The sequence below is a fragment of the Bradyrhizobium sp. WD16 genome, assembly GCF_024181725.1.
Classification (GTDB): domain Bacteria; phylum Pseudomonadota; class Alphaproteobacteria; order Rhizobiales; family Xanthobacteraceae; genus Bradyrhizobium_A.
In genome coordinates this window covers 5,279,602-5,305,304 of sequence record NZ_CP028908.1, presented here as the reverse complement: position 1 = coordinate 5,305,304, position 25,703 = coordinate 5,279,602, and the positions used below count along the sequence as shown (strand labels likewise).

General features: G+C 65.3%; 20 protein-coding genes. 10 read left to right on the top strand and 10 right to left on the bottom strand.

The features are described from left to right. Nucleotides 1-255 precede the first annotated feature (255 nt). Nucleotides 256-1,482, top strand: coding sequence for a TIGR03862 family flavoprotein (locus DB459_RS24555; RefSeq protein ID WP_253713689.1), 1,227 nt, complete (start codon nucleotides 256-258; stop codon nucleotides 1,480-1,482). A gap of 66 nt (nucleotides 1,483-1,548) precedes the next feature. Here the strand turns inward: DB459_RS24555 and DB459_RS24550 are convergent, their stop codons facing one another. Then, entirely contained in the window at nucleotides 1,549-2,754 is a 1,206-nt protein-coding gene (locus DB459_RS24550; RefSeq protein WP_253709134.1) for an MFS transporter, read from the bottom strand. 94 nt (nucleotides 2,755-2,848) lie between these two features. Here DB459_RS24550 and DB459_RS24545 point away from each other — a divergent pair, with 94 nt between their 5' ends. Next, nucleotides 2,849-3,751 (top strand): LysR family transcriptional regulator, encoded by a 903-nt coding sequence (locus DB459_RS24545; RefSeq protein ID WP_253709133.1) that lies wholly within the window; start codon nucleotides 2,849-2,851, stop codon nucleotides 3,749-3,751. A gap of 60 nt (nucleotides 3,752-3,811) precedes the next feature. Here the strand turns inward: DB459_RS24545 and DB459_RS24540 are convergent, their stop codons facing one another. The 3 genes from DB459_RS24540 to DB459_RS24530 form a co-directional block, all read right to left on the bottom strand. Further along, entirely contained in the window at nucleotides 3,812-4,261 is a 450-nt protein-coding gene (locus tag DB459_RS24540) for a cytochrome c (protein WP_253709131.1), read from the bottom strand. Nucleotides 4,262-4,483: 222 nt separating this feature from the next. Beyond that, nucleotides 4,484-6,301, bottom strand: coding sequence for an ABC-F family ATP-binding cassette domain-containing protein (locus DB459_RS24535; protein ID WP_253709128.1), 1,818 nt, complete (start codon nucleotides 6,299-6,301; stop codon nucleotides 4,484-4,486). A gap of 17 nt (nucleotides 6,302-6,318) precedes the next feature. Then, on the bottom strand, nucleotides 6,319-6,828 hold the full coding sequence (locus tag DB459_RS24530) for a YaiI/YqxD family protein (RefSeq protein ID WP_253709126.1): 510 nt from the start codon (nucleotides 6,826-6,828) through the stop codon (nucleotides 6,319-6,321). Between the two features lie 502 nt (nucleotides 6,829-7,330). Here DB459_RS24530 and DB459_RS24525 point away from each other — a divergent pair. After that, a complete protein-coding gene (locus tag DB459_RS24525; protein WP_253709124.1) occupies nucleotides 7,331-8,404 on the top strand; it encodes a Ppx/GppA phosphatase family protein in 1,074 nt (357 codons plus the stop codon). An 86-nt stretch (nucleotides 8,405-8,490) separates the two neighbouring features. After that, nucleotides 8,491-9,180: an RlmE family RNA methyltransferase gene (locus tag DB459_RS24520; protein ID WP_253709109.1), complete on the top strand. Its 690-nt coding sequence runs from the start codon at nucleotides 8,491-8,493 to the stop codon at nucleotides 9,178-9,180. Between the two features lie 25 nt (nucleotides 9,181-9,205). Here the strand turns inward: DB459_RS24520 and DB459_RS24515 are convergent, their stop codons facing one another. Continuing rightward, nucleotides 9,206-10,678, bottom strand: a complete 1,473-nt coding sequence (locus tag DB459_RS24515; RefSeq protein WP_253709107.1) for a DHA2 family efflux MFS transporter permease subunit — start codon at nucleotides 10,676-10,678, stop codon at nucleotides 9,206-9,208. A gap of 475 nt (nucleotides 10,679-11,153) precedes the next feature. Here DB459_RS24515 and guaB point away from each other — a divergent pair, with 475 nt between their 5' ends. The 4 genes from guaB to DB459_RS24495 all read left to right on the top strand — a co-directional run bounded on the left by guaB (nucleotide 11,154) and on the right by DB459_RS24495 (nucleotide 15,907). Continuing rightward, on the top strand, nucleotides 11,154-12,647 hold the full coding sequence (guaB, locus tag DB459_RS24510; RefSeq protein ID WP_253709105.1) for an IMP dehydrogenase: 1,494 nt from the start codon (nucleotides 11,154-11,156) through the stop codon (nucleotides 12,645-12,647). A gap of 188 nt (nucleotides 12,648-12,835) precedes the next feature. Beyond that, the gene (locus DB459_RS24505) at nucleotides 12,836-13,867 is read left to right on the top strand and encodes an NADP-dependent oxidoreductase (RefSeq protein ID WP_253709103.1); all 1,032 of its coding nucleotides are present in this window, start codon (nucleotides 12,836-12,838) and stop codon (nucleotides 13,865-13,867) included. Nucleotides 13,868-14,194: 327 nt separating this feature from the next. Beyond that, nucleotides 14,195-14,560 (top strand): hypothetical protein, encoded by a 366-nt coding sequence (locus DB459_RS24500; RefSeq protein WP_253709101.1) that lies wholly within the window; start codon nucleotides 14,195-14,197, stop codon nucleotides 14,558-14,560. 45 nt (nucleotides 14,561-14,605) lie between these two features. Then, entirely contained in the window at nucleotides 14,606-15,907 is a 1,302-nt protein-coding gene (locus DB459_RS24495; RefSeq protein ID WP_253709099.1) for an RsmB/NOP family class I SAM-dependent RNA methyltransferase, read from the top strand. 72 nt (nucleotides 15,908-15,979) lie between these two features. Here DB459_RS24495 and DB459_RS24490 read toward each other — a convergent pair whose 3' ends face one another. Next, nucleotides 15,980-16,351 carry a nuclear transport factor 2 family protein gene (locus DB459_RS24490; protein WP_253709097.1) on the bottom strand — a complete coding sequence of 124 codons (372 nt, stop codon included), beginning with the start codon at nucleotides 16,349-16,351 and terminating at the stop codon, nucleotides 15,980-15,982. A 125-nt stretch (nucleotides 16,352-16,476) separates the two neighbouring features. Between DB459_RS24490 and guaA the strand changes: the two genes are divergently transcribed. Together guaA and DB459_RS24480 are read left to right on the top strand one after the other, a co-directional pair. Beyond that, nucleotides 16,477-18,081, top strand: coding sequence for a glutamine-hydrolyzing GMP synthase (guaA, locus tag DB459_RS24485; RefSeq protein ID WP_253709094.1), 1,605 nt, complete (start codon nucleotides 16,477-16,479; stop codon nucleotides 18,079-18,081). A 316-nt stretch (nucleotides 18,082-18,397) separates the two neighbouring features. Beyond that, nucleotides 18,398-19,654, top strand: coding sequence for a tyrosine-type recombinase/integrase (locus DB459_RS24480; protein ID WP_253709090.1), 1,257 nt, complete (start codon nucleotides 18,398-18,400; stop codon nucleotides 19,652-19,654). Between the two features lie 504 nt (nucleotides 19,655-20,158). On the opposite strand, the gene DB459_RS24475 is transcribed toward DB459_RS24480, so the two are convergent. The 4 genes from DB459_RS24475 to DB459_RS24460 all read right to left on the bottom strand — a co-directional run bounded on the left by DB459_RS24475 (nucleotide 20,159) and on the right by DB459_RS24460 (nucleotide 25,583). Then, nucleotides 20,159-22,603 (bottom strand): SIR2 family protein, encoded by a 2,445-nt coding sequence (locus DB459_RS24475; RefSeq protein WP_253709086.1) that lies wholly within the window; start codon nucleotides 22,601-22,603, stop codon nucleotides 20,159-20,161. Between the two features lie 150 nt (nucleotides 22,604-22,753). Beyond that, nucleotides 22,754-23,020 (bottom strand): AlpA family transcriptional regulator, encoded by a 267-nt coding sequence (locus tag DB459_RS24470; protein WP_253713688.1) that lies wholly within the window; start codon nucleotides 23,018-23,020, stop codon nucleotides 22,754-22,756. A 248-nt stretch (nucleotides 23,021-23,268) separates the two neighbouring features. Then, the gene (locus DB459_RS24465; protein WP_253709084.1) at nucleotides 23,269-24,444 is read right to left on the bottom strand and encodes a serine hydrolase; all 1,176 of its coding nucleotides are present in this window, start codon (nucleotides 24,442-24,444) and stop codon (nucleotides 23,269-23,271) included. Between the two features lie 17 nt (nucleotides 24,445-24,461). Then, entirely contained in the window at nucleotides 24,462-25,583 is a 1,122-nt protein-coding gene (locus DB459_RS24460; protein WP_253709081.1) for an MFS transporter, read from the bottom strand. Between the last annotated feature and the right edge of the window lie 120 nt (nucleotides 25,584-25,703).

The following is a 25,703-nucleotide window of genomic DNA, read 5'->3' as shown; positions in this document are numbered from 1 at the left end:
GAGCCAGAACAAGGGCAAGCTGGCCGCCTGCCCCAAGGAGGTGAGGCGACGATCGCTGGTTCTTCATCGAGGATTGCATGGCCAAGTCTTGAACCAGGCTTGACCGGCGCCAATGCGCCCGTCCTCCTAAGATGGGCGCTTTCGCTTTCCGCCTCCCGCGCTTCGACCAACGAAGCCCTTGGCAGCGGCGTGCCGGCAGTCGATAACGTTGCCGTGACTGACCTGTCTGCCGCCCCGACCGCGACCAAGACTCCTTTGCGTGCCGCCGTGATTGGCGCCGGCCCCGCCGGGCTCATGGCGGCCGAGGTATTGGCCCAGAACGGGGCCGAGGTGACGGTCTACGACCATATGCCGTCGGTCGGCCGCAAACTCCTGATGGCCGGCCGAGGCGGGCTCAATCTCACTCACAGTGAGCCGTTCGAGCTGTTCATGACCCGCTACGGGGCGGCGGCGCCGCGGCTGCGAGCGGCGATCGAGGCATTCCCGCCTGCAGCGTTGCGCGCGTGGTGCGAGGCGCTGGGCCAGCCAACTTTCGTCGGCTCCAGCGGAAGGGTTTTCCCGGTGGCCCTCAAGGCATCGCCCCTGCTGCGCGCCTGGCTCCGCCGGCTCGATCGCCTCGGCGTGACGCTGGCGCCGCGCCACCGCTGGCAGGGTTGGACCGATCGCGGTGGGCTCGCTTTCGACGGCCCCAACGGGCCTGTCGAGGTGAATGCTGGAGCCACCGTGCTGGCGCTCGGCGGCGCGAGCTGGCCTCGGCTCGGCTCCGACGGCGGCTGGACCGAGATCCTGCGGGCGAGGGGCATCGTCATGGCGCCGCTGCGTCCGGCCAATTGCGGTTTCCGGGTCGACTGGACGGATGTGTTTGCCGAGCGCTTCGCCGGCGCACCGCTCAAGACCATCGCGGTCAAGGCCGGCGGCCAGGAGAGCCGGGGCGAAATCGTGATCACCCGCGACGGCGTCGAGGGCGGGGGAATCTACGCGCTTTCAGCGCCGCTGCGCGACGTCATTGCGCGCGACGGTGTCGCCGAATTGCGCATCGCACTGCGGCCCGATCTCGACGCTGCCGCAATCGAGAACCGCCTGTCGACGCCCCGCGGCAAGCAGACGCTCACCAATTTTCTCCGCAAGGTGCTGTCGTTGTCGCCGGTGGCGATCGGTCTGATGCAGGAGGCATCGCTCGCCGGGGGACGGTCGCTGACGATGCTTTCTGTCCCGGAACTTGCCGCCCTCGTCGACGGCTTGCCGCTGCGCCTGACCGGGACGGCGCCGCTGGTGAGGGCGATTTCCAGCGCCGGCGGCGTTGCCCTCGACGAGGCCGACGAGAGTTTCATGTTGCGGCAACGGCCCGGCGTCTTTGTCGCCGGCGAAATGCTCGACTGGGAGGCGCCGACCGGGGGCTACCTGCTGCAGGCCTGCTTTGCCACGGGCGCGGCCGCAGGGCGCGCGGCGCTTGATCGGCTGAAACACTCGGGGAGGATATGACATTCGCGCTCCGCCTGGACGCGGGCTCGTGAAGCGAATGTCAAATCCAAGGCTGAAAGGGTCGATTTAGTGTTCCGTGATCGCGTCGGTGACCAGCGCCAGTACGGCGAAGCTCGCCGCGGCGGTGCAGACCGTCGTCCAGCCACCGATCGGCCCGGCGACCGCTGCTGCGGCGGCGCCGATTGCGCCGCCGATGAAGAACAGGCCGACGAACAGTCCGTTGAGCCGGCCTCTCGCCTCGGGCCGCAGCAGGTTGATCGCCCGGCGGCCGATGGTCTGATCGATGGTGACGCCGACGTCGAGCAGCACCGCGCCGAGGCCGAGAAGCACGAGCGCACAGGCTTGCGAGCCGACGATTGCAGCTGCGACACTCAGCACCTGGGCGAGGATGATAAGGACGTGGGCGCCATAGAGCAGGGCGCGCTCCCAGCCGCGATCACCGAGACGGCCGGCGAGAGGCGTCGCGGCCGCGCCAGCGGTGCCGACCAGCGCGAAGATGCCGATGCCGCGGGCGCCCAGTTCGAACGGAGCCGCGGACAATCGCAATGCCACCGCCGCCCAGAAGGCGGTGAAGGCGGCCATGACCAGCGCCGCGGTCCAGGCCCGCACGCGCAGCACCGGTTCCTGCCGCAGCAGCGTCCAGAATGATGCGAGCAGGCGGGCATAGCTGACGCGGATGGCGGGCTGCAGCCGCGGCAGCCGCCAGCCCAAGGCAAGGCTTAAGATCGCGACCGAGGCGGCGGAGACGACGTAGAACGCGCGCCAGCTCCAAAGATCGGCGATGAAGCTCGCCAGCGGTCGCGACAGCAGGATGCCGATCATCAGGCCGCTCATGACCTCGCCGATGACCTGGCCGCGCTCGGCGGGATCGGCCATGGCCGCGACCAGCGGTACCAGCATCTGAATCGCCGCGCAGGAGGCACCGAGGACCAGCGCTCCGGCGAGCAGCCATTTCGCGTCCGGCGCCAGGGCGGTGCCGAGGGCGGCGATCACAGTGCCGGCCAGCGTCAGCAGGATCAGCCGCTTGTTTTCGATGAGGTCGGCGAGCGGTACCAGGAGGAACAGGCCGAGCGCATAACCGAGCAGCGTCAGCGTGCTGATCATGCCGGCCTGGCGGGCCGACATGCCGAGCGCCGGACCGATCAGCCCGACCAGGATCTGCGGCGCGAACAGGTTGGTGACGATGACGCCGGTTGCGGTCGCCGCGAGCCAGACGAAGGAGCGCGTCAGTCCGGAACGGTCGGTGATGGAGGTGGTCTCGGAAGCGGTCATCGGGACTCTCGCCAAGGAGAAGCGACAGGCCTTTATGCACCGGCTACAATATGCAACAATTGAAATGTAATGATATTCAATATGCGAGATTATTATGAATATCCGTGACCTCGTCGCCTTCGTCGCCGTGGTCGAGACCGGATCGATCGTCGCCGCCTCCGCGCGTCTCAACCTGACGCAGCCGGGGGTGACACGGCGTATCCAGAATCTCGAGGAGGTCCTCGGGGCCGAACTGCTGGACCGCCAGTCGAAGCCGCTCAAGCCGACCTCGGCCGGGCGGCAGGCCTATGAGCATGGACGGCGCGTGCTGCGCAGCCTCGAGGAACTGCACGCGGGCGTTGCCGGCGACGGCGTCGTCAGCGGCGAATTTCGGCTCGGCATCACGCCTTATCTCGCCGAGAGCGGTCTATCGGCGCCCCTGGACGAATTGCGCGGCGCATTTCCCAGGCTGGCGTTGCGCGTCATCTCCGGATGGTCGCCGGACCAGGCGGCACGCGTCAGCCGCAACGAGCTCGACGCCGCCGCGATCTGCCTGCCGGACGGCGTCTCGCCGTCGCCTGACCTTGCCTACGACGATCTCGGCGTCCAGCCGGTGGTGTTTGTGGTCGCGCGCGAACAGAGGATGCCGCGCCGCATCCGGTTCGAGGATCTCGCCGCCATGCCGTGGATCATCAATCAGGACGGCTGCGGCTTTCGGCAGGCGCTCAAGCGCGCATTCGACGCCAGGCATCTGTCGTTTCGTATCGCCGTGGAGGCGCTGGATACGGAACTACGCCTGTCACTGGTGGCGAGGGGCCTCGGCGTCGGCCTCGCCACGCCGGTGTCGCTTGCGCGCAGCCGTCTGCGCAGCAAGGTCAAGGTCGTCAGGACGGAGGATTTCGATCCGGCGGTCAGGGCCTTTGTCGTGCACCGGCCGCCGGCCGGCAGGTTCGCTCGGCCGATCGAGGTCTTTCGCGATGCGCTGGATCGGGAGTTTCGAACCCTTGGAAAAGGCTGAAGCATGAACGCGGCGGCCTTGCCGCGGGTCAGCCAGCCTGATGTTGGACAGGAGCGGTGACTATTTCTCCTGGAGGGTCGAGATGTAGCCGATCAAGGCGAGGATGCGTCCGCGGATGAAGGATGCGCTGTCGGAGGGCTGGTAATAGGGGCCGAGTTCGCCCGGGGCCTTTTCCTTGTAGACGTCGCCCCAGATCGGCATTTCGCGTGTGCCGTGCCCCGGCACATTGGCGATGCCATAGACGACTTCATAGGCGCGGTTGAACGGAAAGACGCCGCCGTTGTTCTTGGCGAGCACGGTAAGGTCCGGAACCTTCTTGTTGAGAAGCATGCTGAACGGGCCGCCGCCCTTGCCGTCCTTGTTGTGGCAGACTGCGCAATAGGTCTCGAAATCAGACTTGCCGATATCGACGTTTGGTGCTGCTGGGCTCGCTTGCTGCGCTTGCGCAACGGTCAGTGCGCCAGCCGCGAAGACGGCGGAAACTGCGATTTTGAGCAAAGTTGAGCGCATATCTGCCTCCGGCAGGGTGAACTTGCGTCGGACAAGTTCAGACTTCCATCAATCCGGTTGAGCATATTGATGTACGTCAAGACGGAGGTTGCGCCAGATTTGCCAAGACAGCTGAAGTTGAGTGGTGTGACATTGCACCGTGCGCCCCGGATGAAGAGGGCCATCGATCAAACAGTTACCGACGGAACTTGTCGGGCAGATGCGATCGCGACCGGGCGGTCCTCAGCCGCCTTCGATCTCTTCGCGCAGGATCTCGAGTTCGAGCCAGCGCTCTTCGGCTGCCTGCAGTTCGCCCTGCGCCTTGACGAGCGCCGCCGAGATGTCGTCGAAGCTCTTGCGGTCGCGGACATATAACGCCGGATCGGCGAGACGCTGCTGAAAGCTGGCGATGTCGCCCTGCAGCTTCGCCATCGCCTTCGGCAGCGTCTCCAGCGCATGCTTCTCGTTGAAGCTGAGCCGCTTCTTCGGCCCCGGCGCCGGTACCGGCTTCGGCTCCCGCGCTTCCTTGGCGGCCTCCTTCACCGTCGCAGGTGGCGACTCACGCCGCAGATCGGCACCGCGCTGGCCAAGCATGTCGCTGTAGCCGCCGGCATATTCGACCCAGCGTCCGCGGCCCTCCGGCGCGATCACCGAGGTGACGACGCGGTCGAGGAAGTCGCGGTCATGGCTGATCAGGAGCACCGTACCTTCGTAGTCGGCGAGCAGCTCCTCGAGCACGTCGAGGGTCTCGAGATCGAGATCATTGGTCGGCTCGTCGAGCACCAGGAGGTTGGAAGGCTTCGCCAGCGCTCGTGCCAGCATCAGCCGGCCACGTTCGCCACCGGACAGGACTTCGAGAGGCGTGCGCGCCTGCTCCTGGCTGAACAGGAAGTCCTTCATGTAGCTGACCACATGCCGCGGCTTGCCGCCGACCATGACATGGTCGCCGCGCCCGCCGGTCAGCGCCTCGGCGAGCGTCCAGCGCGGATCGAGGCTTTCGCGGTGCTGGTCGAGAGTGGCCATTTCGAGATTGGCGCCCAATCGCAGCTTGCCGCTGTCGGGCACGATCGCGCCGGTGAGCAGGCTGATCAGGGTGGTCTTGCCGGCGCCGTTCGGTCCGACGATGCCGACCCGGTCGCCGCGCTGGATGCGAGTAGAGAAATCGGCGACGACCGGCTTGTCGCCATAGCTCTTGCTGATGCCGATAGCCTCGATCACCAGACTGCCGGATTTCTCCGCGGTCGCTGCGGCGAGCGTTGCGTTGCCGGCGGCGCCGCGATAATCGCGGCGCTGGGCCCGCAGCGCATGGAGGTCGGCAAGGCGGCGGACATTGCGCTTGCGCCGGCCAGAGACGCCGTAGCGCAGCCAGTGTTCCTCGGCGACGATCTTGCGGTCGAGCTTGTGCTGTTCGCGCTCTTCATCGGCCAGCATCTCGTCGCGCCACTCTTCGAAGGCGGCGAAGCCGCGCTCGATCCGCCGCGCCCGGCCGCGGTCGAGCCAGACCGTGATCCGCGACAGGTTGGCGAGAAACCGGCGGTCATGGCTGATCAGCACCAGCGCGCTGCGCCGACCGGCGAGTTCTGATTCCAGCCATTCGATGGTGGTCAGATCGAGATGGTTGGTCGGCTCGTCGAGCAGGAGGATGTCGGGCGAGGGCGCCAGCACCCTCGCGAGCGCCGCGCGGCGCGCTTCACCGCCCGACAAGTGCGACGGATCCTCGTTGCCGGTGAGCCCGAGCTGTTCGAGCAGATAGCGCGCCTGGTAGACGTCGTCGCCCGGGCCGAGGCCCGCCTCGACATAGGCCAGCGTCGTGGCAAAGCCGTCGAAATCAGGCTCCTGGGGCAGGTAGCGGATGGTGGCGCCAGGCTGGACGAAGCGCTCGCCGCGATCGGGCTCGATCAGGCCGGCGGCGATCTTGAGCAGGGTCGATTTGCCCGAACCGTTGCGCCCTACGAGGCAGACGCGTTCGCCGGCGCTGACGCTGAGTTCGACGCCGCTGAGCAGCGGCGTGCCGCCGAATGTCAGCGCGATGTCCTTCATCTGGATCAGCGGAGGGGCCATGTCGGTCCGGTTGTCTGTCAGGTCGGGGAGGGGAGGTTGCGCTTGACCCGGCGCACGGCCTGGTCGAGCGCCGAGAGAAAGACGGAGCGGTCGCGGGGCGAGAAGCCGCGCGGCCCGCCTGTGATTTCGCCGCTCGAGCGCAGGTCGGTCATCAGGTTGCGTACCGCCAGGGCCATGCCGATGGAATCCTCGGTGAAGGGCTTGCCGGTCGGCGCCAGCACCGTGGCTGCCTGTTTGACGCAGCGACTCGCCAGCGGCACATCGGCTGTGACGACGATGCTGGCGCAGTCGGCATGGGCCGCGATCCAGTCGTCGGCTGCATCCATCGCGCTGCCGGCGGCGACGCGGCTGATCAGCGGATGCTGCGGGATCCGGATATAGCCGCCGGCGACGACCGTGACCGGCACGCCATGGCGCTCGGCGACGCGGTAGATCTCCTCCTTCACCGGACAGGCGTCGGCATCGATATAGATCCGCGCTTCCTGGTTTGGGCTGCCCTGGCTCGGGCTCGTATCGGTTGGGCTCATTGCGGTCGTGGGTTACCCCGGCCGGCCGGCGATTGCGAGGAAAAACCGCGCCGGTGCTGCCTTGCACCTCCTGCCTTCCCGCCTGTTGCTCTGATTCCGACATCCGCGTTCCTCTTGGGCCTTGGTTGCGGGTGTTAGAACAGTTGCACGGCTCTATGCCCACGAAGGCCTCGGCAGCACGCAGTCGTTGCTCGGGCTCGCCGCTCACGACGACGAATTGACCGTCCGTGCCCGGATCGCCGGCAATTACGAACGCAAGGGCCACCCACGGGGTCGTCGAGCTCAGGCGGGGTGATCGTGGCCAATGGCGAGCGGCTGATGGCCCGTTGCCATCACCTCGCCATTACCGGTGCCGCGGCAGGCGGCCGGCTGAGGGGATGGAACCTTGCCGATCGGCTTGGAGAGCCGCGCCATTGCGCCGCAGCCCGGCCCTGCATAGACTTCGTAACAAAGAGCAATTTTTGATCCGCCGCCGCGGTCCGCGGGCGGGGAACGGAGACGAATGACGGACAATATCGCGCTTCGCGCCGGCCCGCGGCCGGGCGCGGCGCCAGACGTCCATGTCGCTGCGACGGCGCGTCATGGAGGGGTGGGAGCGGAACCGGCATTCGGGGCCGACACCGCCGTTTATGCCGCCCTGGATCTCGGAACCAACAATTGCCGGTTGCTGATCGCCAAGCCCGCTGGCGAGAGCTTTCGCGTGGTGGATTCGTTTTCCCGCATCATCCGTCTGGGTGAGGGGCTCTCCTCCACCGGCCTGATCAGCGAGGCGGCGATCGAACGCGCCATGGCCGCCCTCGGCGTCTGTCGCGAGAAGATGGTCCAGCGCGATGCGCGCCGGTTGCGCCTGATCGCGACCGAGGCCTGCCGGGCTGCCGCCAATGGCGATGCCTTCCGGGAGCGGGTCGCCGGCGAACTCGGCATCAATCTCGAAGTGGTCGACCGCGAGACCGAGGCGACGCTGGCGGTCACCGGTTGCCTGCCGTTGGTGGATCCGCAGGCGCGGGGTGCCATTTTGTTCGACATCGGCGGCGGCTCGACCGAACTGGTGCGGCTGGAGCGCACGGGGGCGCACGGCGCGCCGGAAATGGCCGGCTGGGCCTCGATCCCGCTCGGCGTCGTCACCCTGGCCGAGCATTTCGGCGGCAAGTCCGTCACGAGGGAATGCTATGCCGAGATGGTCGATGAGGTCGGCCGCCATCTCGGGCTGTTCAGGGCGCGCCACGGCGGCGATCTTACGCAGATGCATCTGCTCGGCACCTCGGGCACGGTGACCACGGTGGCCGGTGTTTTCCAGAACCTCGTGCGCTACGACCGCCGCCGCATCGACGGCATCTGGATGGACAATGCCGAGGTCACCACGGTGATCGACCGGCTGCTCGGCACCACCTACGCCGAGCGGGCCGGTAATCCCTGCATCGGTGCGGAGCGGGCCGACCTTGTCCTCGCCGGCTGCGCCATTCTCGACGCCATCCGTAATGCCTTCCCGGTGGGCCGGCTGCGGGTCGCCGACCGTGGCCTGCGCGAAGGCATGCTGATCCAGATGATGCGGCAGGACGGCGTGATCGCAGCGTGATGATCCAAATTGCCATCAGCGCCGCGTTCGAGAACGCCACGCAATTCGCTGCAGCATCCGCTGCAAAAATGATCTAGAACCCCGCCATGGCCAAGGATGACACCGGACGGCTGCATGTCACCGTCAAGACCGGCGGCAAGCGCAAGCTGTCCTCCAAGCTCTGGCTCGAACGCCAGCTCAACGATCCCTACGTGGCGAAAGCCAAGCGCGAGGGCTATCGCTCGCGCGCGGCCTACAAGCTCAAGGAGATGGACGACAAGTACAAGCTCCTCAAGCCCGGCATGGCGGTGATCGATCTCGGTGCCGCGCCCGGCGGCTGGAGCCAGATCGCCGCGCGCAAGGTCGGCAGCGCCGAGGGCAAGGGCAAGGTCGTCGCCATCGACCTGCTCGAGATGCCCGAGATTCCCGGCGTTGCCTTCGCCCAGCTCGATTTCCTCGCCGAAGATGCGCTGCACCGCTTGCGCGAGATGCTCGGCGGCGGAGCCGACATGGTGATGTCGGACATGGCGCCCAACACCACCGGCCACCGCACCACCGACCAGTTGCGTATCCTTGGCCTCGTCGAGGATGCCGCCGCCTTCGCCTGCGAGGTGCTCAAGCCGGGCGGCAGCTTCCTCGCCAAGGTGTTCCAGAGCGGCGCCGATGCCGCGCTGCTCGCCCAGCTCAAGCGCGACTTCACCACCGTGCGCCACGTCAAGCCGGCGGCGAGTCGGCAGGATTCCTCGGAGCGCTATCTGCTCGCCACCGGCTTCCGCCGCGCCAGCGCAGTGCTCTGACCGAAGGCTGATCGAACGAGCCGACTTACAGCTTCTGGTCCCGCGCCTCGGCGGTGCTTTCACTTGCCTTCTTGACCGCGGCGGTCTCGGCGCGGCGGCGCGAGGCGATCTCGCCGGCCTTGCGGCCGGAGATCTCGTGACCGGCATCCGACGGCAGGCGGAAGAACAACAGGGCCGAGGCGGCCGTCGACAGCGACACCACCAGGAATGCCGGCCAGAAATCGGGCGCTGACAGGGTCTCGGCGTGGCGCAGTACCATGGTGGTTTCCACCGACAGCGCGCCGATGGCGACGCCGGCGGAAATTGCCAGCTGCTGGTTGACGCTGACGAGGGTGGTGGCCCGGCTCATCTGCGCCTGCTCGATCTCGGCATAGGCGATGGTGTTGATCGCAGTGAATTGCAGCGAGCGGAAGAAGCCGCCAACAATCAGGATGATCAGGATCAGCGGCAGCGGCGTCTGCGGCGTGAAGAAAGTGCAGGCGCCGAGAAAGAAGGCGCTGACCAGGGCGTTGGTGGTGAGGATGTTGCGGAAACCGAAGGTGCGGATGATCCGCGCCGCCAGTGTCTTCATGCCCATGGCGCCGACTGCCGAGCCGAAGGTGACGAGCCCGGACTGGAACGGCGACAGGCCGAAGCCGATCTGCATCAACAGCGGCAGCAGGAACGGCAGCGCGCCGATGCCGAGGCGGAACATGAAGCCGCCGACGATGCTGGAATACATCGTGGTCAGGCGCAGCAGCGAGAAGTCGAGCACCGGCGAAGCGGTGCGCGCGGCGTGGCGTAGGTAGAGGGCCATGGCGACGGCGCCGGTGACGATGAGGGCGACGACGATCGGCCAGGGCAGCAGGTTGAGCCCTGCGACCGACAGGCCGAAGGCGAGCCCGGCGAGGCCGACGCCGGCCAGCACCAGGCCGACGAGGTCGAAGCGCTCCAGCTTGTCGCTGCGGATCGGCGGCACGTAGCGCAGTGCCAGGACGACGCCGAGCAATCCGATCGGGATGTTGATCAGGAAGATCCAGTGCCAAGTAAAATAGGTGGTAATGAAGCCGCCGAGCGGCGGGCCGATCACGGGGCCGATCAGTGCCGGTGTCGTCAGCCAGGCCATGGCGTTGACCAGCACCTTCTTGTCGATGGTGCGGAGCAGGACGAGCCGTCCCACCGGCGTCATCATCGCACCGCCGATGCCCTGCAGGATGCGGGCGAAAACGAATTGCGTGATCGAAGAGGAGAGGGCGCACCCGACCGATCCGGCGAGAAAGACCAGGATCGCGGCGCTGAACACGTTGCGGGCGCCGAAACGGTCGGCGGTCCAGCCGCTTGCCGGAATGAACACCGCGAGCGACAAGAGGTAGGAGGTGATGGCGAGCTTGAGTGTCAGCGGGCTGGTGCCGAGATCGGCGGCGATCGCCGGCAACGAGGTCGCGATCACCGTCGAATCCATGTTCTCCATGAACAGGGCGGTGGCCACGATCAGCGGGATCAGGCGTTCCTTCTGCATGCGCGGACGGCTTGCCTTGGTCGAATGAGGAATAAGGGGCGGCGGTCGAAGGAGGCGACCGGCGGGCAGGTGCGACGGGCAACGGCAGCTCTTCGGACGAGTTCCGAAGGCGTTGTCCACGAGCCGTTTAGACGAAGCTGCGCCGGCCAGCCACAGCGCCGGCGCCGTGGCCCGTTGCCGGGATCGCGCAGCCGGCACGCTCGCTCCCCGGGCACTTGCCGAACACGCGGAAAAAACGCGCAAGATCAGCGGTATGGTGGGGAGCGCGGCGCAGCCCGGCCATGCGTAAATTGGTCCTTGGAAACACTGCCAAAACGCTTTGATTCGTCATGTTCCCATGCTACTGACCGCCGCCAACCCGAAAGAAGGGCGACGATTCGACAGCGGCCGATCCGGCTGGCGAATGCCCGATCTTTCAACGCTTGACTGCGTTCGATAAGCGATTGCGGCGTCATGCCGCCTGATGGAGTTGGCAATGGCTGTCATTCAGCGTCCTGGCTTGCACGAGGCCTTCACCTTCGACGACGTGCTGCTCAAGCCCGGTCTGTCGGATGTGATGCCCTCCGAGGCGGATGTCCGCACCAATCTTACCCGCAGCATTCGCCTCAATATCCCGCTGATGGCCTCGGCCATGGACACGGTGACCGAGGCGCGCATGGCCATCGCCATGGCTCAGGCCGGCGGCATCGGCGTCATCCATCGCAACTTCGACGTCGAAGGCCAGGCCTCCCAGGTCCGCCAGGTCAAGAAGTTCGAGAGCGGCATGGTGGTCAACCCGCTGACCATCGAGCCCGACGCCTCGCTCGCCGATGCCCTGCTGCTGATGAAGGAGAACGGCATCTCCGGCATTCCGGTGGTGACCGGTGGCGGCTATGGCCGGCCCGGCAAACTTGTCGGCATTCTCACCAACCGCGACGTGCGCTTCGCCACCGACCCGCGTCAGAAGGTCTCGGAGCTGATGACGCACGAGAACCTCGTCACCGTGCGCGAGGGGGTCGGCCAGGAAGAGGCCAAGCGGCTCCTGCACCACCATCGCATCGAGAAGCTGCTGGTGGTCGATGCCGACTACCGCTGTGTCGGCCTGATCACGGTGAAGGACATGGAGAAGGCGGTGGCCTATCCGCTCGCCTCCAAGGACGAGCAGGGCCGCCTGCGCGTCGCCGCCGCCACTACGGTCGGCGACACCGGTTTCGAGCGCACCGAAAAGCTGATCGAGGCCGGCGTCGACGTCGTCGTCGTCGATACCGCCCATGGCCATTCGGCGCGGGTGCTGGAAGCTGTCAATCGCATCAAGCGGTTGTCGAATGCGGTGCAGGTGGTGGCCGGCAACGTCGCCACCCGCGAAGGCACCCAGGCGCTGATTGATTCCGGCGCCGACGCCATCAAGGTCGGCATCGGCCCGGGCTCGATCTGCACCACGCGCATCGTCGCCGGGGTCGGCGTGCCACAGCTCACCGCGATCATGGATTCGGTGGAGGCCGCGTCCAAGGCCGGCGTCCCGGTGATCGCCGATGGTGGCATCAAGTTCTCCGGTGACCTCGCCAAGGCGCTCGCCGCCGGCGCCAGCATCGCCATGGTTGGCTCGCTGCTCGCCGGCACTGACGAAACCCCGGGCGAAGTCTTCCTGTGGCAGGGCCGCTCCTACAAGGCTTATCGCGGCATGGGCTCGGTCGGCGCCATGTCGCGCGGCTCGGCGGATCGCTACTTCCAGCAGGACATCAAGGATTCCCTCAAGCTCGTGCCCGAGGGCATCGAGGGCCAGGTGCCTTACAAGGGGCCGGTCAGCAACGTCGTGCACCAGCTGGTTGGGGGCCTGCGCGCGGCGATGGGTTATGTCGGTGCGAGGACCATCGACGAATTCCACGCCAAGGCGCAGTTCGTGCGCATCACTGGCGCGGGCCTGCGCGAGAGCCATGTCCACGATGTCACCATCACCCGCGAGGCGCCGAATTATCCCGGCGGGGCGTGAGAAGGCGCACAGGCGTCACTAGGCGCTGAACAGTAGCGAAGACGTCGGTGCCCGCGACAAGCGCGGGCATGTCGACCGCGAGTGTGGCCGCACCTGATCACCCGGCGGGCGGTATATCAGCCCGTCCGCTGGCGACCTCCGCCGCCATGGTCTAAGCTTCAACGAAAATCAATCGAGGAGACGCGCACATGTCGAGCAAAGCTCAACGCATCGTGCTGGCCGCGCGGCCGGCCGGCGAACCCAAGACGTCCGACTTCCGTCTCGAGGACATGGCCGTGCCGATTCCGGGGGAGGGGCAGGTTCTGTTGCGCACGATCTGGCTGTCGCTCGACCCCTATATGCGCGGGCGCATGAGCGAGGGGCCGTCCTATGCCGAGCCGGTGCCGATCGACGGCGTGATGGAAGGCGGCACCGTCGCCGAGGTCATCGCCTCGAACAATGCTCATTTCTCCAAGGGCGACATCGTGCTTTCCCACAGCGGCTGGCAGACCCATGCGCTGTCCGATGGCCGCGGCCTGCGCAAGCTCGACCCCAAGCTCGCGCCGATCTCCACCGCCCTCGGCGTGCTCGGCATGCCGGGCATGACCGCCTATACCGGCCTGCACGAGATCGGCAAGCCGAAGGCCGGCGAGACGCTGGTGGTGGCTGCGGCGTCCGGCGCGGTCGGCTCGGCGGTCGGCCAGATCGCCAGGATCGCCGGCGCCCGCGCGGTCGGCATCGCCGGCGGCGCCGAGAAGTGCCGCTATGTGAAAGAGGAGCTCGGCTTCGACGAATGCCTCGATCACCGCGCTCCCGATCTCGCGGCGAGGCTGAAGGAGGCCTGCCCGAAGGGCATCGACGTCTATTTCGAGAATGTCGGCGGCAAGGTGTGGGAGGCGGTGGTGCCGCGGCTCAACAACTTCGCCCGCGTGCCGGTCTGCGGCCTGATCGCCGACTACAACAGCTTCGGCGGCGACGCGCCGGGGCCGAACCGGATGCCGGCGCTGATGCGTGCGATCCTGGTCAAGCGGTTGACGCTGCGCGGCTTCATCGTCCGCGACTTCGCCGCGCTCCACGACGCCTTCCTGCGTGACATGGCAAAATGGCTGCGCGAGGGCAAGGTCAAGCACCGCGAATTCGTCACCGAGGGCCTTGCCAGCGCGCCGGAGGCCTTCATGGGTCTGCTCAAGGGCGCCAATTTCGGCAAGCAGCTGGTGCGGGTCGGCCCCGATCCGACATGACCTGTTCGATAATGTGTCAGACTTTTCGCATGCCCTGCCTTTGTGCCGGGCATGCGTCTCTTCGGCGTCGCCGGTCCTAGTGTCCTGTCTCCGAATTACCGCTTCATTTGCCTCACCCTCGCACGGTCATTCGGAGACATCAGGACACTAGCAAAATCAAAAAGCTAGTGCGGCTTATGTCTCGCGATTGCCTACAGGGGCTTGCCGCGAAGGGCATAGGCAATTGCGAGACGCCACACTAGGCAGGGTATGGAACCGGTTCTGCCCCTTGCTCGTTGTGGTTGCCAAGCCGGCACTTCGCGCCGGTGGGAAACGGGGCAATCTCCAATGATGGTCATAGGCACTCTGCTGCCGGTCTTCCTGCTGGTGGCATTGAGTTTGGCCCCGCAATTCATGTCGCTGCGGTCGCGGTTCGGCGGCCTGGCGGCAAGCGGAGCAGGGGGCGCTGAGCCCGGCCCGGCGTTGCAGGTCGATGTCCTGTTCTATGTCGTGATCGCGCTGGCGCTGCCGCTGCGCCACGCCGATCTTGTCATGGTGCTGCTCGCCTGGTTTTTTGTGCTGACCCGGCTGTTCGTCTCGGGGCTCGTGCCGGTGGCCGGGGAGCGCCACCAGACCTCGGCCGTGACGGCCGCCGCCCTTGTGCTGCTGGCCATGTGGGTCTATTTCGCGCTGAGGATCGTGACGGTGCTGTGAAAAGCACGGGTTGCGGCCGGCCATTCCTCCCACGAAAGTTGTTTAATGACACCCGCTGCCCGGCTGTCCGCGGCCATTGAGGTTCTGACTGCCATCGAGACGCAGCGCATTCCCGCCGCCCAGGCGCTCAAGGAATGGGGCACCGCCCATCGCTTCGCCGGCTCCGGTGATCGCGCCGCCATCTCCGGCCTCGTTTTCGACGTGTTGCGCCGCCGCGCCTCCAGCGCCTTTCTGCTGGATGACGACAGCGCCCGCGGCCGCGTGCTCGGCACGCTGCGGCTGGAGCGCAGCCTGTCGACCGATGCGATCGCCGCGCTATGCGACGGCGGGCGGTTCTCGCCGGCGCCACTGACCGAGGCCGAGCGGGCTGCGCTCGACTCGCGGACGCTTGCCGGTGCGCCGGCTTTCGTCGCCGGCGACTATCCGGAATGGCTCGATGCGCATCTGACCCGCGCCTTCGGCGAGGATCGCGTGGCGGAAGCCACCGCCATGGCGAGCCGCGCGCCGCTCGACCTGCGCGTCAATACGCTCAAGACCACGCGGGAGAAGGCGCTGGCCCAACTCGCCCATCTCGGCGCCGCGGCGACGCCGTTCTCGCCGCTCGGCCTTCGGATTCCGCTCGCCGCCGACGCCCGCAACCCCGGCGTCCAGGCCGAGGAAGTCTTCATCAAGGGCGGGGTGGAAGTCCAGGACGAGGGCTCCCAGCTCGCCGCGCTGTTCTCGGGCGCGAGCCCCGGCGAGCAGGTGATCGATCTCTGCGCCGGTGCCGGCGGCAAGACCCTGGCGCTGGCGGCGATGATGCGCGGCAAGGGCCGCCTGATCGCCAGTGACCGCGACAAGCGCCAGCTCGCCCCGATTCATGATCGGCTGTCGAGGGCCGGCGTCCACAATGCCGAGGTTCGCGCCCCCAAGGGCGACGCCGATCCGCTCAGCGACATTCGTGCGAGCGCCGATCTCGTCGTGGTCGATGCGCCCTGTACCGGCACCGGCACCTGGCGCCGCAACCCCGATGCCAAGTGGCGGATGCGCCCTGGCGCGCTGGAATTGCGCTTGAAGGATCAGGCGCAAGTGCTTGATCGGGCTGCGCTCATGGTCAAACCCGGCGGCCGGCTGGCCTATGTCACCTGCTCGGTGCTGCCCGAGGAGAATGCCGACCAGGTCCGCGCCTTCCTCGGTCGGACCTCCGGCTTCGCGGTGGTGCCGCCGCGCGAGGTGATGGCGCCGCTGGGCGAGAGGGCCGAGGCCTTCGCCGCCGCTGCGCGCATCGCCGACGAAGGTCTGCTGATGACGCCGAGGTGCACTGGCACCGACGGCTTCTTCGTCAGCGTGCTGCGGCGGCTGGGATAGGGCGTGGCGCTGCCGCGCCAAGATCGTCATGGGCATGACGACGGAGAGTGTGGCCGAGCCTGTTGCCGCCGATCACTTCGCCAGGTGATTGGCCGAGCCCTGCTTGATCAGGCCGGCCTCGTTGAGCCGCAGATACTCGCAGATCCGCGCGCCGCGCTGGTTGGCGTAGTGCACGACCACGCTATCCGGGCTGGCATAGGTATCGATCACGGTGAAATGCAGCTCGGCATTCAGCGACAGTGCCTTGCTCCAGTAGCGGCGCAGCGCCTCCTTGCCATGCAGCGTGCCGCTCTCGGCGAAGCCGAGGGCGACGATGATGTCGGAGGTCATCTCGGCGTCGTCGGCATAGAGAGCGAGGACCCGCTCGAGATCGCGGCAATTCCATGCGGCGATCCAGTCGCGGGCCAGCGCGTGCAGGCGGTCGGGTGCGTGGTGTTTCGGCATGGCTTTCTCCCGGATTGGCTTCTTGCTATTAGGTCAGTGTTACTTACCTAATTGCCGATGTCCAGCCTGTGAGCGGGCCCTTCAACCCGGTTGCCCGGCGCCGCGACCTCGCGTAATGGCTGGTCATGACAGCAGCAAATTCCGAATCTGATGCCGGCTCCGCGGTCGCCGCCGCGGCCCCGATCCACGAAAAGATTCTGATTGTCGATTTCGGCAGCCAGGTCACCCAGCTCATCGCCCGCCGCGTCCGCGAGGAGGGGGTCTATTCCGAGATCGTGCCGTACCAGAAGGCGGAAGCGGCGTTCCAGAGCATGAGGCCCAAAGCCGTGATCCTGTCCGGCGGGCCGGCCTCGGTGCTCGACGACAATGCTCCCGCGGCGCCGATGGCGATCCTCACCGCCGGCGTGCCGGTGCTCGGCATCTGCTACGGCGAGCAGACCATGGCCCAGCAGCTCGGCGGCACCGTCGAGGCCGGCCATCACCGCGAATTCGGCCGCGCCAGCCTCGAGATCACCGACGACTGCACGCTGTTCGACGGCGTCTGGCGGAAGGGCGGCCACTACGACGTCTGGATGAGCCATGGCGACCGCGTCACCCGGCTGCCTGAAGGCTTTCGCGCCGTCGCCAGCGCCGCCGGCTCGCCGATCTCGGTGATCGCTGACGACAAGCGCAAGTTCTACGCCATGCAGTTTCACCCTGAGGTGGTGCATACCCCGGATGGCGCGAGGCTCTTGCGCAACTTCGTCCGCAAGGTCGCCGGCCTCACCGGCGACTGGACCATGCGCGCCTTTCGCGAGGAGGCGATCGAGAAGATCCGCGCCCAGGTCGGCAAGGGCAGGGTGATCTGCGGCCTGTCGGGCGGCGTCGATTCCGCCGTGGCCGCGGTGCTGATCCACGAGGCGATCGGCGACCAGCTCACCTGCGTCTTCGTCGATCACGGCCTGCTCCGCCTCGCCGAGGCCGAGACCGTGGTCGACCTGTTCCGCCACCACTACAACATCCCGCTGGTGCATGTGGACGCCTCGAGACAATTCCTCGGCGAGCTCGCCGGCGTCACCGATCCGGAAGTGAAGCGCAAGACCATCGGCCGCCTGTTCATCGACGTGTTCGAGGCCGAGGCCAAGAAGATCGGTGGCGCCGATTTCCTCGCCCAGGGCACGCTCTATCCCGACGTGATCGAGAGCGTCTCCTTCACCGGCGGCCCGTCGGTGACCATCAAGTCGCACCACAATGTCGGTGGCCTGCCCGAGCGCATGAATATGCAGCTCGTCGAGCCGCTGCGCGAATTGTTCAAGGACGAGGTCCGCGCGCTCGGCCGCGAGCTCGGCTTGCCGCCGGTCTTCGTCGGCCGCCACCCCTTCCCGGGGCCGGGCCTTGCCATCCGCTGCCCCGGCGAGATCACGCCGGAGAAGCTCGACATCCTGCGCAAGGCCGATCACATCTACATCGAGGAGATCCGCCGCGCCGGTCTCTACGACGACATATGGCAGGCCTTCGCCGTGATCCTGCCGGTCAAGACCGTGGGCGTGATGGGCGACAGCCGCACCTACGACTACGTCGTCGGCCTGCGCGCCGTGACCTCGACCGACGGCATGACCGCCGACTTCTATCCGTTCGACATGCGCTTTCTCGGCGCCGCCGCGACGCGCATCATCAACGAGGTCAAGGGCGTCAACCGCGTCGTCTACGACGTCACCAGCAAGCCGCCGGGCACGATCGAGTGGGAATGAAATGATGTGGTTCGCGGCGTTTCGCGAACTATCACCACATCCTCATAACTAGCTGAACTGAAACAAAAAATCAAGCATTCACTATCGGAGCCTATCGCCCTTAAGCGACGGGTTCTGACGGTGTGTGCGACGGTATGCGTTTTTTGCGTTCCGCCAGATTTTCACCCTACCGTCAGGCAAAAAACCGAAGTGATCCGTTAAAACTCAGGCTAATAGACTGATATACAATGATTATTCTCATCGATTGACGGTATCAGATTTGACGGTAAAATTGACCTTGAAAAAGGCGTTTTCGATCGTCAACGAGGCCGTTCCCATGCTCACTGATATGGCCATCAAGAGGCTGAAACCAAAGGATAAATTGTACAAGGTGGCTGACCGTGACGGTATGTACGTTTCCGTCGCCACGACAGGCCAAATCACCTTCCGGTACGACTACCGTCTGAATGGCCGCCGGGAGACGCTGACGATCGGCCCCTACGGCTCCGATGGCCTCACGCTCGCCGAAGCGCGCGAACGCTGCATCGCCGCTCGCAAGCTGGTGGCGGAGGGGCTTTCCCCTGCCCACGAGAAGCAGCGTGACAAGCGGCGCAAGGCCATGGAGCGCAGCTTCGGCGCGGTGAGCGGCATATGGATTAAGGAAGCGCGCATGGCGGAAAGCACCCGCTCGATGCGCAAGGCCATCCTCGATCGCGACATCCTCCCCGCCTGGAAAAACCGCCTTCTGACCGAAGTGACGCCGGACGATCTCCGACAGCTCTGCGCCAAGGTAAAGGAGCGCGGCGCCCCGGCGACCGCCATCCACGCCCGCGACATCGTCAAACAGATCTTCGCCTTCGCCATCCTGCACGGAGAGAAGGTGCCGAACCCGGCTGACGAGGTGGGGCCAGCTTCGATCGCAACCTTCCAGCCGAAGGACCGGGCGCTGTCGCCGGCCGAGATCAAGATCATGCTCCAGCAGGTCGAGCACGTGCCGACCCTGCCGACCATCCGCCTCGGCTTGCGCCTGATCCTGCTCACGATGGTGCGCAAGAGCGAGCTGACCGATGCCGTCTGGGACGAGGTCGATTTCGAGAACGCCGTCTGGACCATTCCGAAGGAGCGCATGAAGCGGTCGAAGGCGCACAACGTCTATCTCTCGCAACAGTCTCTCGACATCCTCATCGCCCTGAAGACCTGCGCCGGTAATTCGCGCTATCTGCTGCCGTCCCGCTACGACGCCGACGCGCCCATGTCGCGCGCGACCTTCAATCGCGTGACCACGGCCGTCGTTGTGCGGGCGAAGAAGGAGGGGCTGCCGCTGGAGCCGTTCACGGTCCACGATCTGCGCCGGACCGGCTCGACGCTGTTGAATGAGATGGGATTCAACAGCGACTGGATCGAGAAGTGCCTCGCCCACGAGGATGGACGCTCGTCACGCGGTGTCTACAACAAGGCGGAATACGAACCACAGCGCCGCCACATGCTCCAGGAATGGGCCGATATGATCGATGCCTGGGTGAACGGCCAAAAGCGCGTGCCGACGCTGTTGCCGCAGTCAATGCCGTTCATGGGCGCTGAGGCGGTGTCGTGACCGGAGTCCACCTGATGTTACGCGGAAATCGAGCCGAAACAATGAAGATGGAACTATGTCTACGCCGCAGCTATCTAAGGCCCGCTACGACTCTTATGCCCTAGAGCCGCCTTGCCGAACCGGAACGGATGGAATCGGATGGCAATACGATTGAGCCTCGATCTCACCGGTGGGAGAAACTGGCCGTCTCCCGCTATTCTGGGTTTGGGACCGATGCTCAGCTAAGCGGACTCTGACCCTCCCTCGGTTTAGTGGACAAGGGGGGAGCCTTGCCGTGCTCTACGTAGCGAAGAAACTGCACGTTCGCGCACTTCTGGACGGCATCGGCACAGAAGATGGGCTCTCGGATATGTTGTGCTTACCAGAGCAGGAGACTTGTTCGTTCTCGCGGTTCCGGATAATGGCCTCCCGCAGTTCGAACGGGAGCTCCAAGCAGCAGGTTTGAAGCGCGCAGGTCTTGCAACTGCAGTTGCACCAACATCTCCGAACGCATGAGGTCGAAATTCAGCCGAGCGCCCGCCTGACAGTAGCCGCCTGCTGCTGCATTTCCTGATCGGACGCCAATTTGGACGCAGCCTTTGTCAAAATCTCGTTGAGCCGTCCACGTTGCTGATGCGTAAGGTCGCCGCCAGTTTGGAGATAGTTGATCACTCCGTTGAAGATTAGGCTGTATGGTTGAGCCGCGACGCGGTGTCGGCGCTCTTCGATCGATATGGCCTCAGACAGCCGTTCGAATGCCTCGTCGAACGACCCTTTCATGTTCATGCCTGGCGCCAGCATTTCACAGAGGAGCACCTTGCCCAAGGTGGTCAAAGGGAACGGATGATGCTCGACCGACACGGCGTGTCGGGAGTGCGTGACAGCATCTTCCAGATAGTCCATGGCCTCCTGAGGATTGCTGGACGTCTGGTATCTAGCGAGGTGCAGCAGAGCTACCTGCTCCCAGTAGCGTGAGTTCCACTCCCATGCCGGTTTCACCCGTTTATAGAATTCCTCGGCATTGCTGCCGAGAAATTTGCTAACGACCGAATCAAAGTCGAAGAGGCGGCCTGACAGCCGCGGCTCGGGCGCTCTGGCGATAATCGTATCTCGATTGACCCATGGGCCCAGTTCGTCTGCGAGCTTTATGAAAGTCGACAGGGTGAGATCGGGATCGCGGGCAGCATAGCGCTCCAAAATCTTGTCCGAGAGGGTCGCGTTCTCCGGAATGACGAACCGGCGGGCATCGTCATAGTAGTCGAGCGGCAGAGGATAGCTGGCCTGGAACTGGTCCATGGCTCCAACGGCCCCAAAGGCCGCGATCAGGATCTCATAGCGGACGCCACCGTAGAAGCAGTGCTGAGCCAGCGAGGCCCCCAGGTACCGTGCCAGCGCAGGCTCGGAGGCATCGGCCGTTATGCTGTCCACGATACGATCGAGAGGGCGAAAGTCATTCAGGATACGGCAGCATGCCACAGCGATCGGATCGTCCTGGATTCGGCTGGCGAACTCGTCCTTCCGCTTGATCACTGTATGGTCGCCAATCGCCCCGGCGTCGGCGTAGTGTTCTATCAAGCGACGGGCCTGTGCCACGGACATTGGCAGCTTGCCGATGAAATCGAACTTCAGTCCCGCGAGCACCTGCTTGATATAGTTCATTCTATAGGAGCGCTCGGCGCCGACGAAGATCACGTCTGGCTTCTCCAGACGGTCGAGCAGGTCCGGCAGCGCCGTGGCTTGCTCGGCTAGATTGTCGATCACGACGACCACTGGACCGTCGACCAAGTCGATGACATCGGCGGTCGTGTTTGCGATGCGGCTCAGTGCGGAGCACATCAATGTCTTGACGCCGCGCTTCGCCAGTTCGAAGGCAACGCGACGCAGGACAGTCGATTTGCCTGCTCCAGAAGTCTCCGAAATGATCAGTACCCGAGCATAATGTATCGGATCGGCTAGACGTTTCTCGATATCCACGACGACATCGGACACTAAAGGTCTGGCTATGTCTCTGTTCGCCTCGAGATCGCCCCAACTCGGGAAGTGACCGTACATGAAGCGCGAATTGGTGGAAGGCGCCGTCACGCCGGGGACCAGCTCGAAGTCGGCGCTGAACGACATCGCCGTCGACTTGCTGACACCGGCAGGAAGAAGCTGGCGCGTTGCCAGCGGTATCAGCTCGATGGGGGTCGGCGGGTTGGGCAGGACCGATTTGCAGTATTCGAAGAAGTCCTTCGAATATCCCACGAAGTGCAGCATGCCGTGACGCTCGCACAGCATGGTGGCTATGGGGTCGTCAGCTTCCACAAGGATCGATGGGCCCCGATCATCGCGGGCGCTCTCGCCGGTACGCAGGGCCAGATAGTGGTCGAGATCGACCTCGTCCAGAGTGCTGCCGGCGATGATCACCGGTTCCGACAGCATGCGCTGCGTGAGCACCGTCATCCACGGGTTCACCTTGGTGGTTTGATTGACGTACTGGTCTCGCGAGAAGACATAGCCTCTATGGGGCTGGCCCACAAAGCCATGCAAATGGATGAGGAAGAGCTCCTCGAGGCTCTGAGGGTCGGTGTAGACATCACTGAAATGCTTCGGGATAGCGCGTTGAAGCGCATGCTCGTCCTTATAGAGATTTTCGAGTACATCATCGACGTTCCAGGTGAACACCCGCCTCCAAACGAAGGACGCCATCAGCTTGGCCGTAGGGCCCGGTTGGGTATCAATGAATCTATCGGTGATCAGCTCCTTCACCTGCGCTGGAGTGAGCAGCTGATAGAGACGCTGCAGGCTGCTCTTTCGAGCGGACGTGGCAGCGGCCAGCTCGCCGAGGAGCGTGTCTCCGCTCGGCAAATTTCCTTTCGCGTTCCTGGAATCCAAGCTGAAGCCGGCCCCGAGCAAAAGGTTGTATTGACCAGCACGAAGCGAAGAAATGAAAGCATCTTCCTGCTTTCCAGTGATATCCTTGAATGGCATGTAGGCCCCTCTCCCTGCTCGGAAGGTAGATTAGCGATCCTAGAATAGGACCGCCAGTGTGGGATTGCTTGTTCTTATCGCTGGTGCTTCCCAGATCGTGAGTTCAAGCAGTTCCGCCGACATGAAGGAAGGCTTTCGCACCGTCGCCACTCACACTCGCCGAAGCGCCGCCTTGACCGGTCGCGTGCGCCGTTGGCGCACATCCGGCGCAGGCGCTTTGCGCAAGGTGTCCGCTTCCGATGCGCGACGCCGTTCGTCGAGCCAGATCTCGACCTCCGCCAAATCCCACACGACGCAGCGCGGGGTCAGGAAGAAGCGGTTGGGAAACTCGCCTCGCTGTTCCATCTCGTAGATCGTCGTGTCCGCGAGTGGCACGATCTTGCGAAGCTCCGGGCGGCGGATCACGCGCTTGAACAGGTCCGCGGGTGGCTGAAACCGCTTAGAGGTGTTCTCGGCCGGTCCATTGGCGGAAGGCTTCGTGGTCTCGACTTCTAGAGCTTTATCTTCGTGAGGAATGGCTTGTTCGCGTCGCATGTCGATCGCCTTCGATCGCTGTGGAATGACTGCGACCAAGGTGATGCATCTTGCTCGTGGATTGAAGGCATCGGGCGTCGGCGTGCGGGAAACGGCGGCAATGGCGAGATTTTCGGAGGGGTCGCTCCGCCCTATGGTCCGATCGCGGCATAAAGTGCCCGGCTGAGGTCGGCAGAGAAGCGTCCTCCATTCGACATGCCTTCGAGCGCGGTGTTGGTGAAGGCGACCAGCGTCAGGCCTCTTATGGGATCGACGAACCAGCTATGGCCATAGGCGCCGCCCCAGCGCCAAGTGCCGGGAGACTCGGTTACGCCAGCCGCCGTCGCATCGCGCAGGATCGAGAAGCCGAGGGCATAGCCCCAGCCGGGTGAGCCTTCGATATCGAGGCCGGCAATCTGATCGCGCGCCATTTCAGCCGCGTGTTCGGGCGGCATCAACGGCCCGCCGCCCGATCGCAGCGCTTCGAGCAGCTCCATCGTGTCGCTGGCGCTGCCGGTCATGCCGGCGCCGCCGGACGGAAAGGCCTGCTCGTCGAAGGCGCGTGACGGGTCCATGCGCAGGCCTGGGAGATCGGGAAGAAACGGCACCAAATCGGGCTCGCGCATCCGGCGCGGGCGCGGGGTGTCGTCGGCGTAAGCCGCAGCCAGCCGGGTCGGGTCCGCAACCGAGAAGCCGGTGTCGTTCAGCCCGAGGGGCTCGGTCACCAACATTTGCACCGCCTGCGGCAGCGCCAACCCCGTCGCGGCCTCGATCAAGGCGCCCGCGACATCGAGGCCGAGCGAATACGAAAAGCGCGATCCCGGTCGAAACAACAGCGGCACTCGGGCGAGGCGGGAGAGGTTCTCGGCGAGCGTGATGCCGGTTCGGTCCATGCCATCTGAGACGCCGGCTCGATGCAGCGGCCCGTCTTCCGGCTCCAGAAAGCCATAGCCGAGACCGGAGGTGTGGGTGAGGAGGTGGCGCAGCGAGAGGACGGCGGGCTCGCCCTCGAAACGCGGTTTGAAGTGCGGCAGCCATTCGGTGATCGGCCGATCGAGATCGAGCTTGCCTTGCCCGACCAGCGCCATGGCCGCTGCCGCGACGAAGAGTTTGGAGACCGAGGCGAGGCGGAACAGCGCATCATCGCGCATCGGGGAACCGGCCTCGCGATCCGCCAAGCCAGCGGCACGGGTGTAGACCGGCTGGCCGTTCTGGCGCACCAGGACGACGGCGCCGACAATGCGCTCGGCCGCAATCGCCCCATCGATGACGGCATCGAGTCTCGTGGAAAGTGTGGTGGAAGAGGTCTGAAGGGGGCGTTCGAGCATGGGAGCTCCGTTTCGGGTCAAGGGGCGAAGGAGATGGGAAATCCGTGCCGGCAGGCGCGGTGTGCGGCGATAAAGGCTGCGGCCAGCAGCAAGAGCGCGACGGGCGCAAAGGCATCGGCTCCAAAATGATCGAGCAACACCCCGCCGATGATGCCGCCGCCGGCGATGGCTGCGTTCCAGGCGGTGACGAGCATCGATTGGGCGAGGTCGTGCATGTCTCCGGCCGCCTTGGCGAGGGCAGTCTGAAACAGCGTCGCGATGCCGCCAAAGGCGAGGCCCCAGAGCCCTGCGGCGCTCAAGACGATGAGCGGTGCATGACCGGCGATACCCAGCGCGAGCGCCGCGAGGCCGAACGACACGATGCTGATCAGCGTCAGGCTCCTAAGGTGACGGTCGATCAGGACGCCGACGATCCAGATCCCGGCCAGCGCGGCAATCCCGAAGACGAGCAGAGTGAGATCGGTCCTGATAGCCCCGCCAACACTGCCGAGCAAAGGGGCGATGTAGGTGTAGAGGATGTTGTGCGCGAGCACGAAAGTCAGAGTGACGAATAGAACCGGCCGGATTCCCGGTAAGGCGAAGACGCGCGTGAGCGGAAGCCGCTTGTCCTCGGTCTGTCCCGGGAAGTCGGGGACTTTCATCGTCACCCAGGCAATTAGGATCAGCGTCAGGCCGCTCATGACTCCGAACGAAGCCCGCCATCCGATCAGTGCGCCCAAGTACGTTCCTGCCGGAATGCCGAGCGACAGCGCCAGCGGCGTGCCGATCATCGCAACTGCGATGGCGCGTCCCTTCGATCCTTCCGGCACCATCCGCGCGGCATAGCCGGCGATCAGTGCCCAGAGCAGTCCGGCGGAAACACCGGCGACGAACCGGGCGACGAGCGTCAGTTCATAGCTATCCGATAGCGCAGTCACCGTGTTCGCCACTCCAAATCCGAAGATGGCGAGGAGAAGCAGCGGCCGTCGCCGCATGCTTTGCGTCGCGGTGGTCAGGGGAATGGCCGCGGCGAGCGAACCGATGGCGTAGAGTGTGACGAGCTGCCCGGCGAGCGCTTCGGAGACGCTCAGGCTCGCGCCGATCTGCGGCAGCAGACCGGCCGGAAGCGCCTCGGTCAGGATCGTGATGAACCCGGCCATCGCGAGCGCTAAAAGGTTCGACCACGGGAATGGAGCCGAGGTCGGCGGGACGCGGCCGGGGACGTCGTGGGAGCATGTCTCTGTCATGCCCATGAGATTAGGGCTATCGCCGTTGCGGAA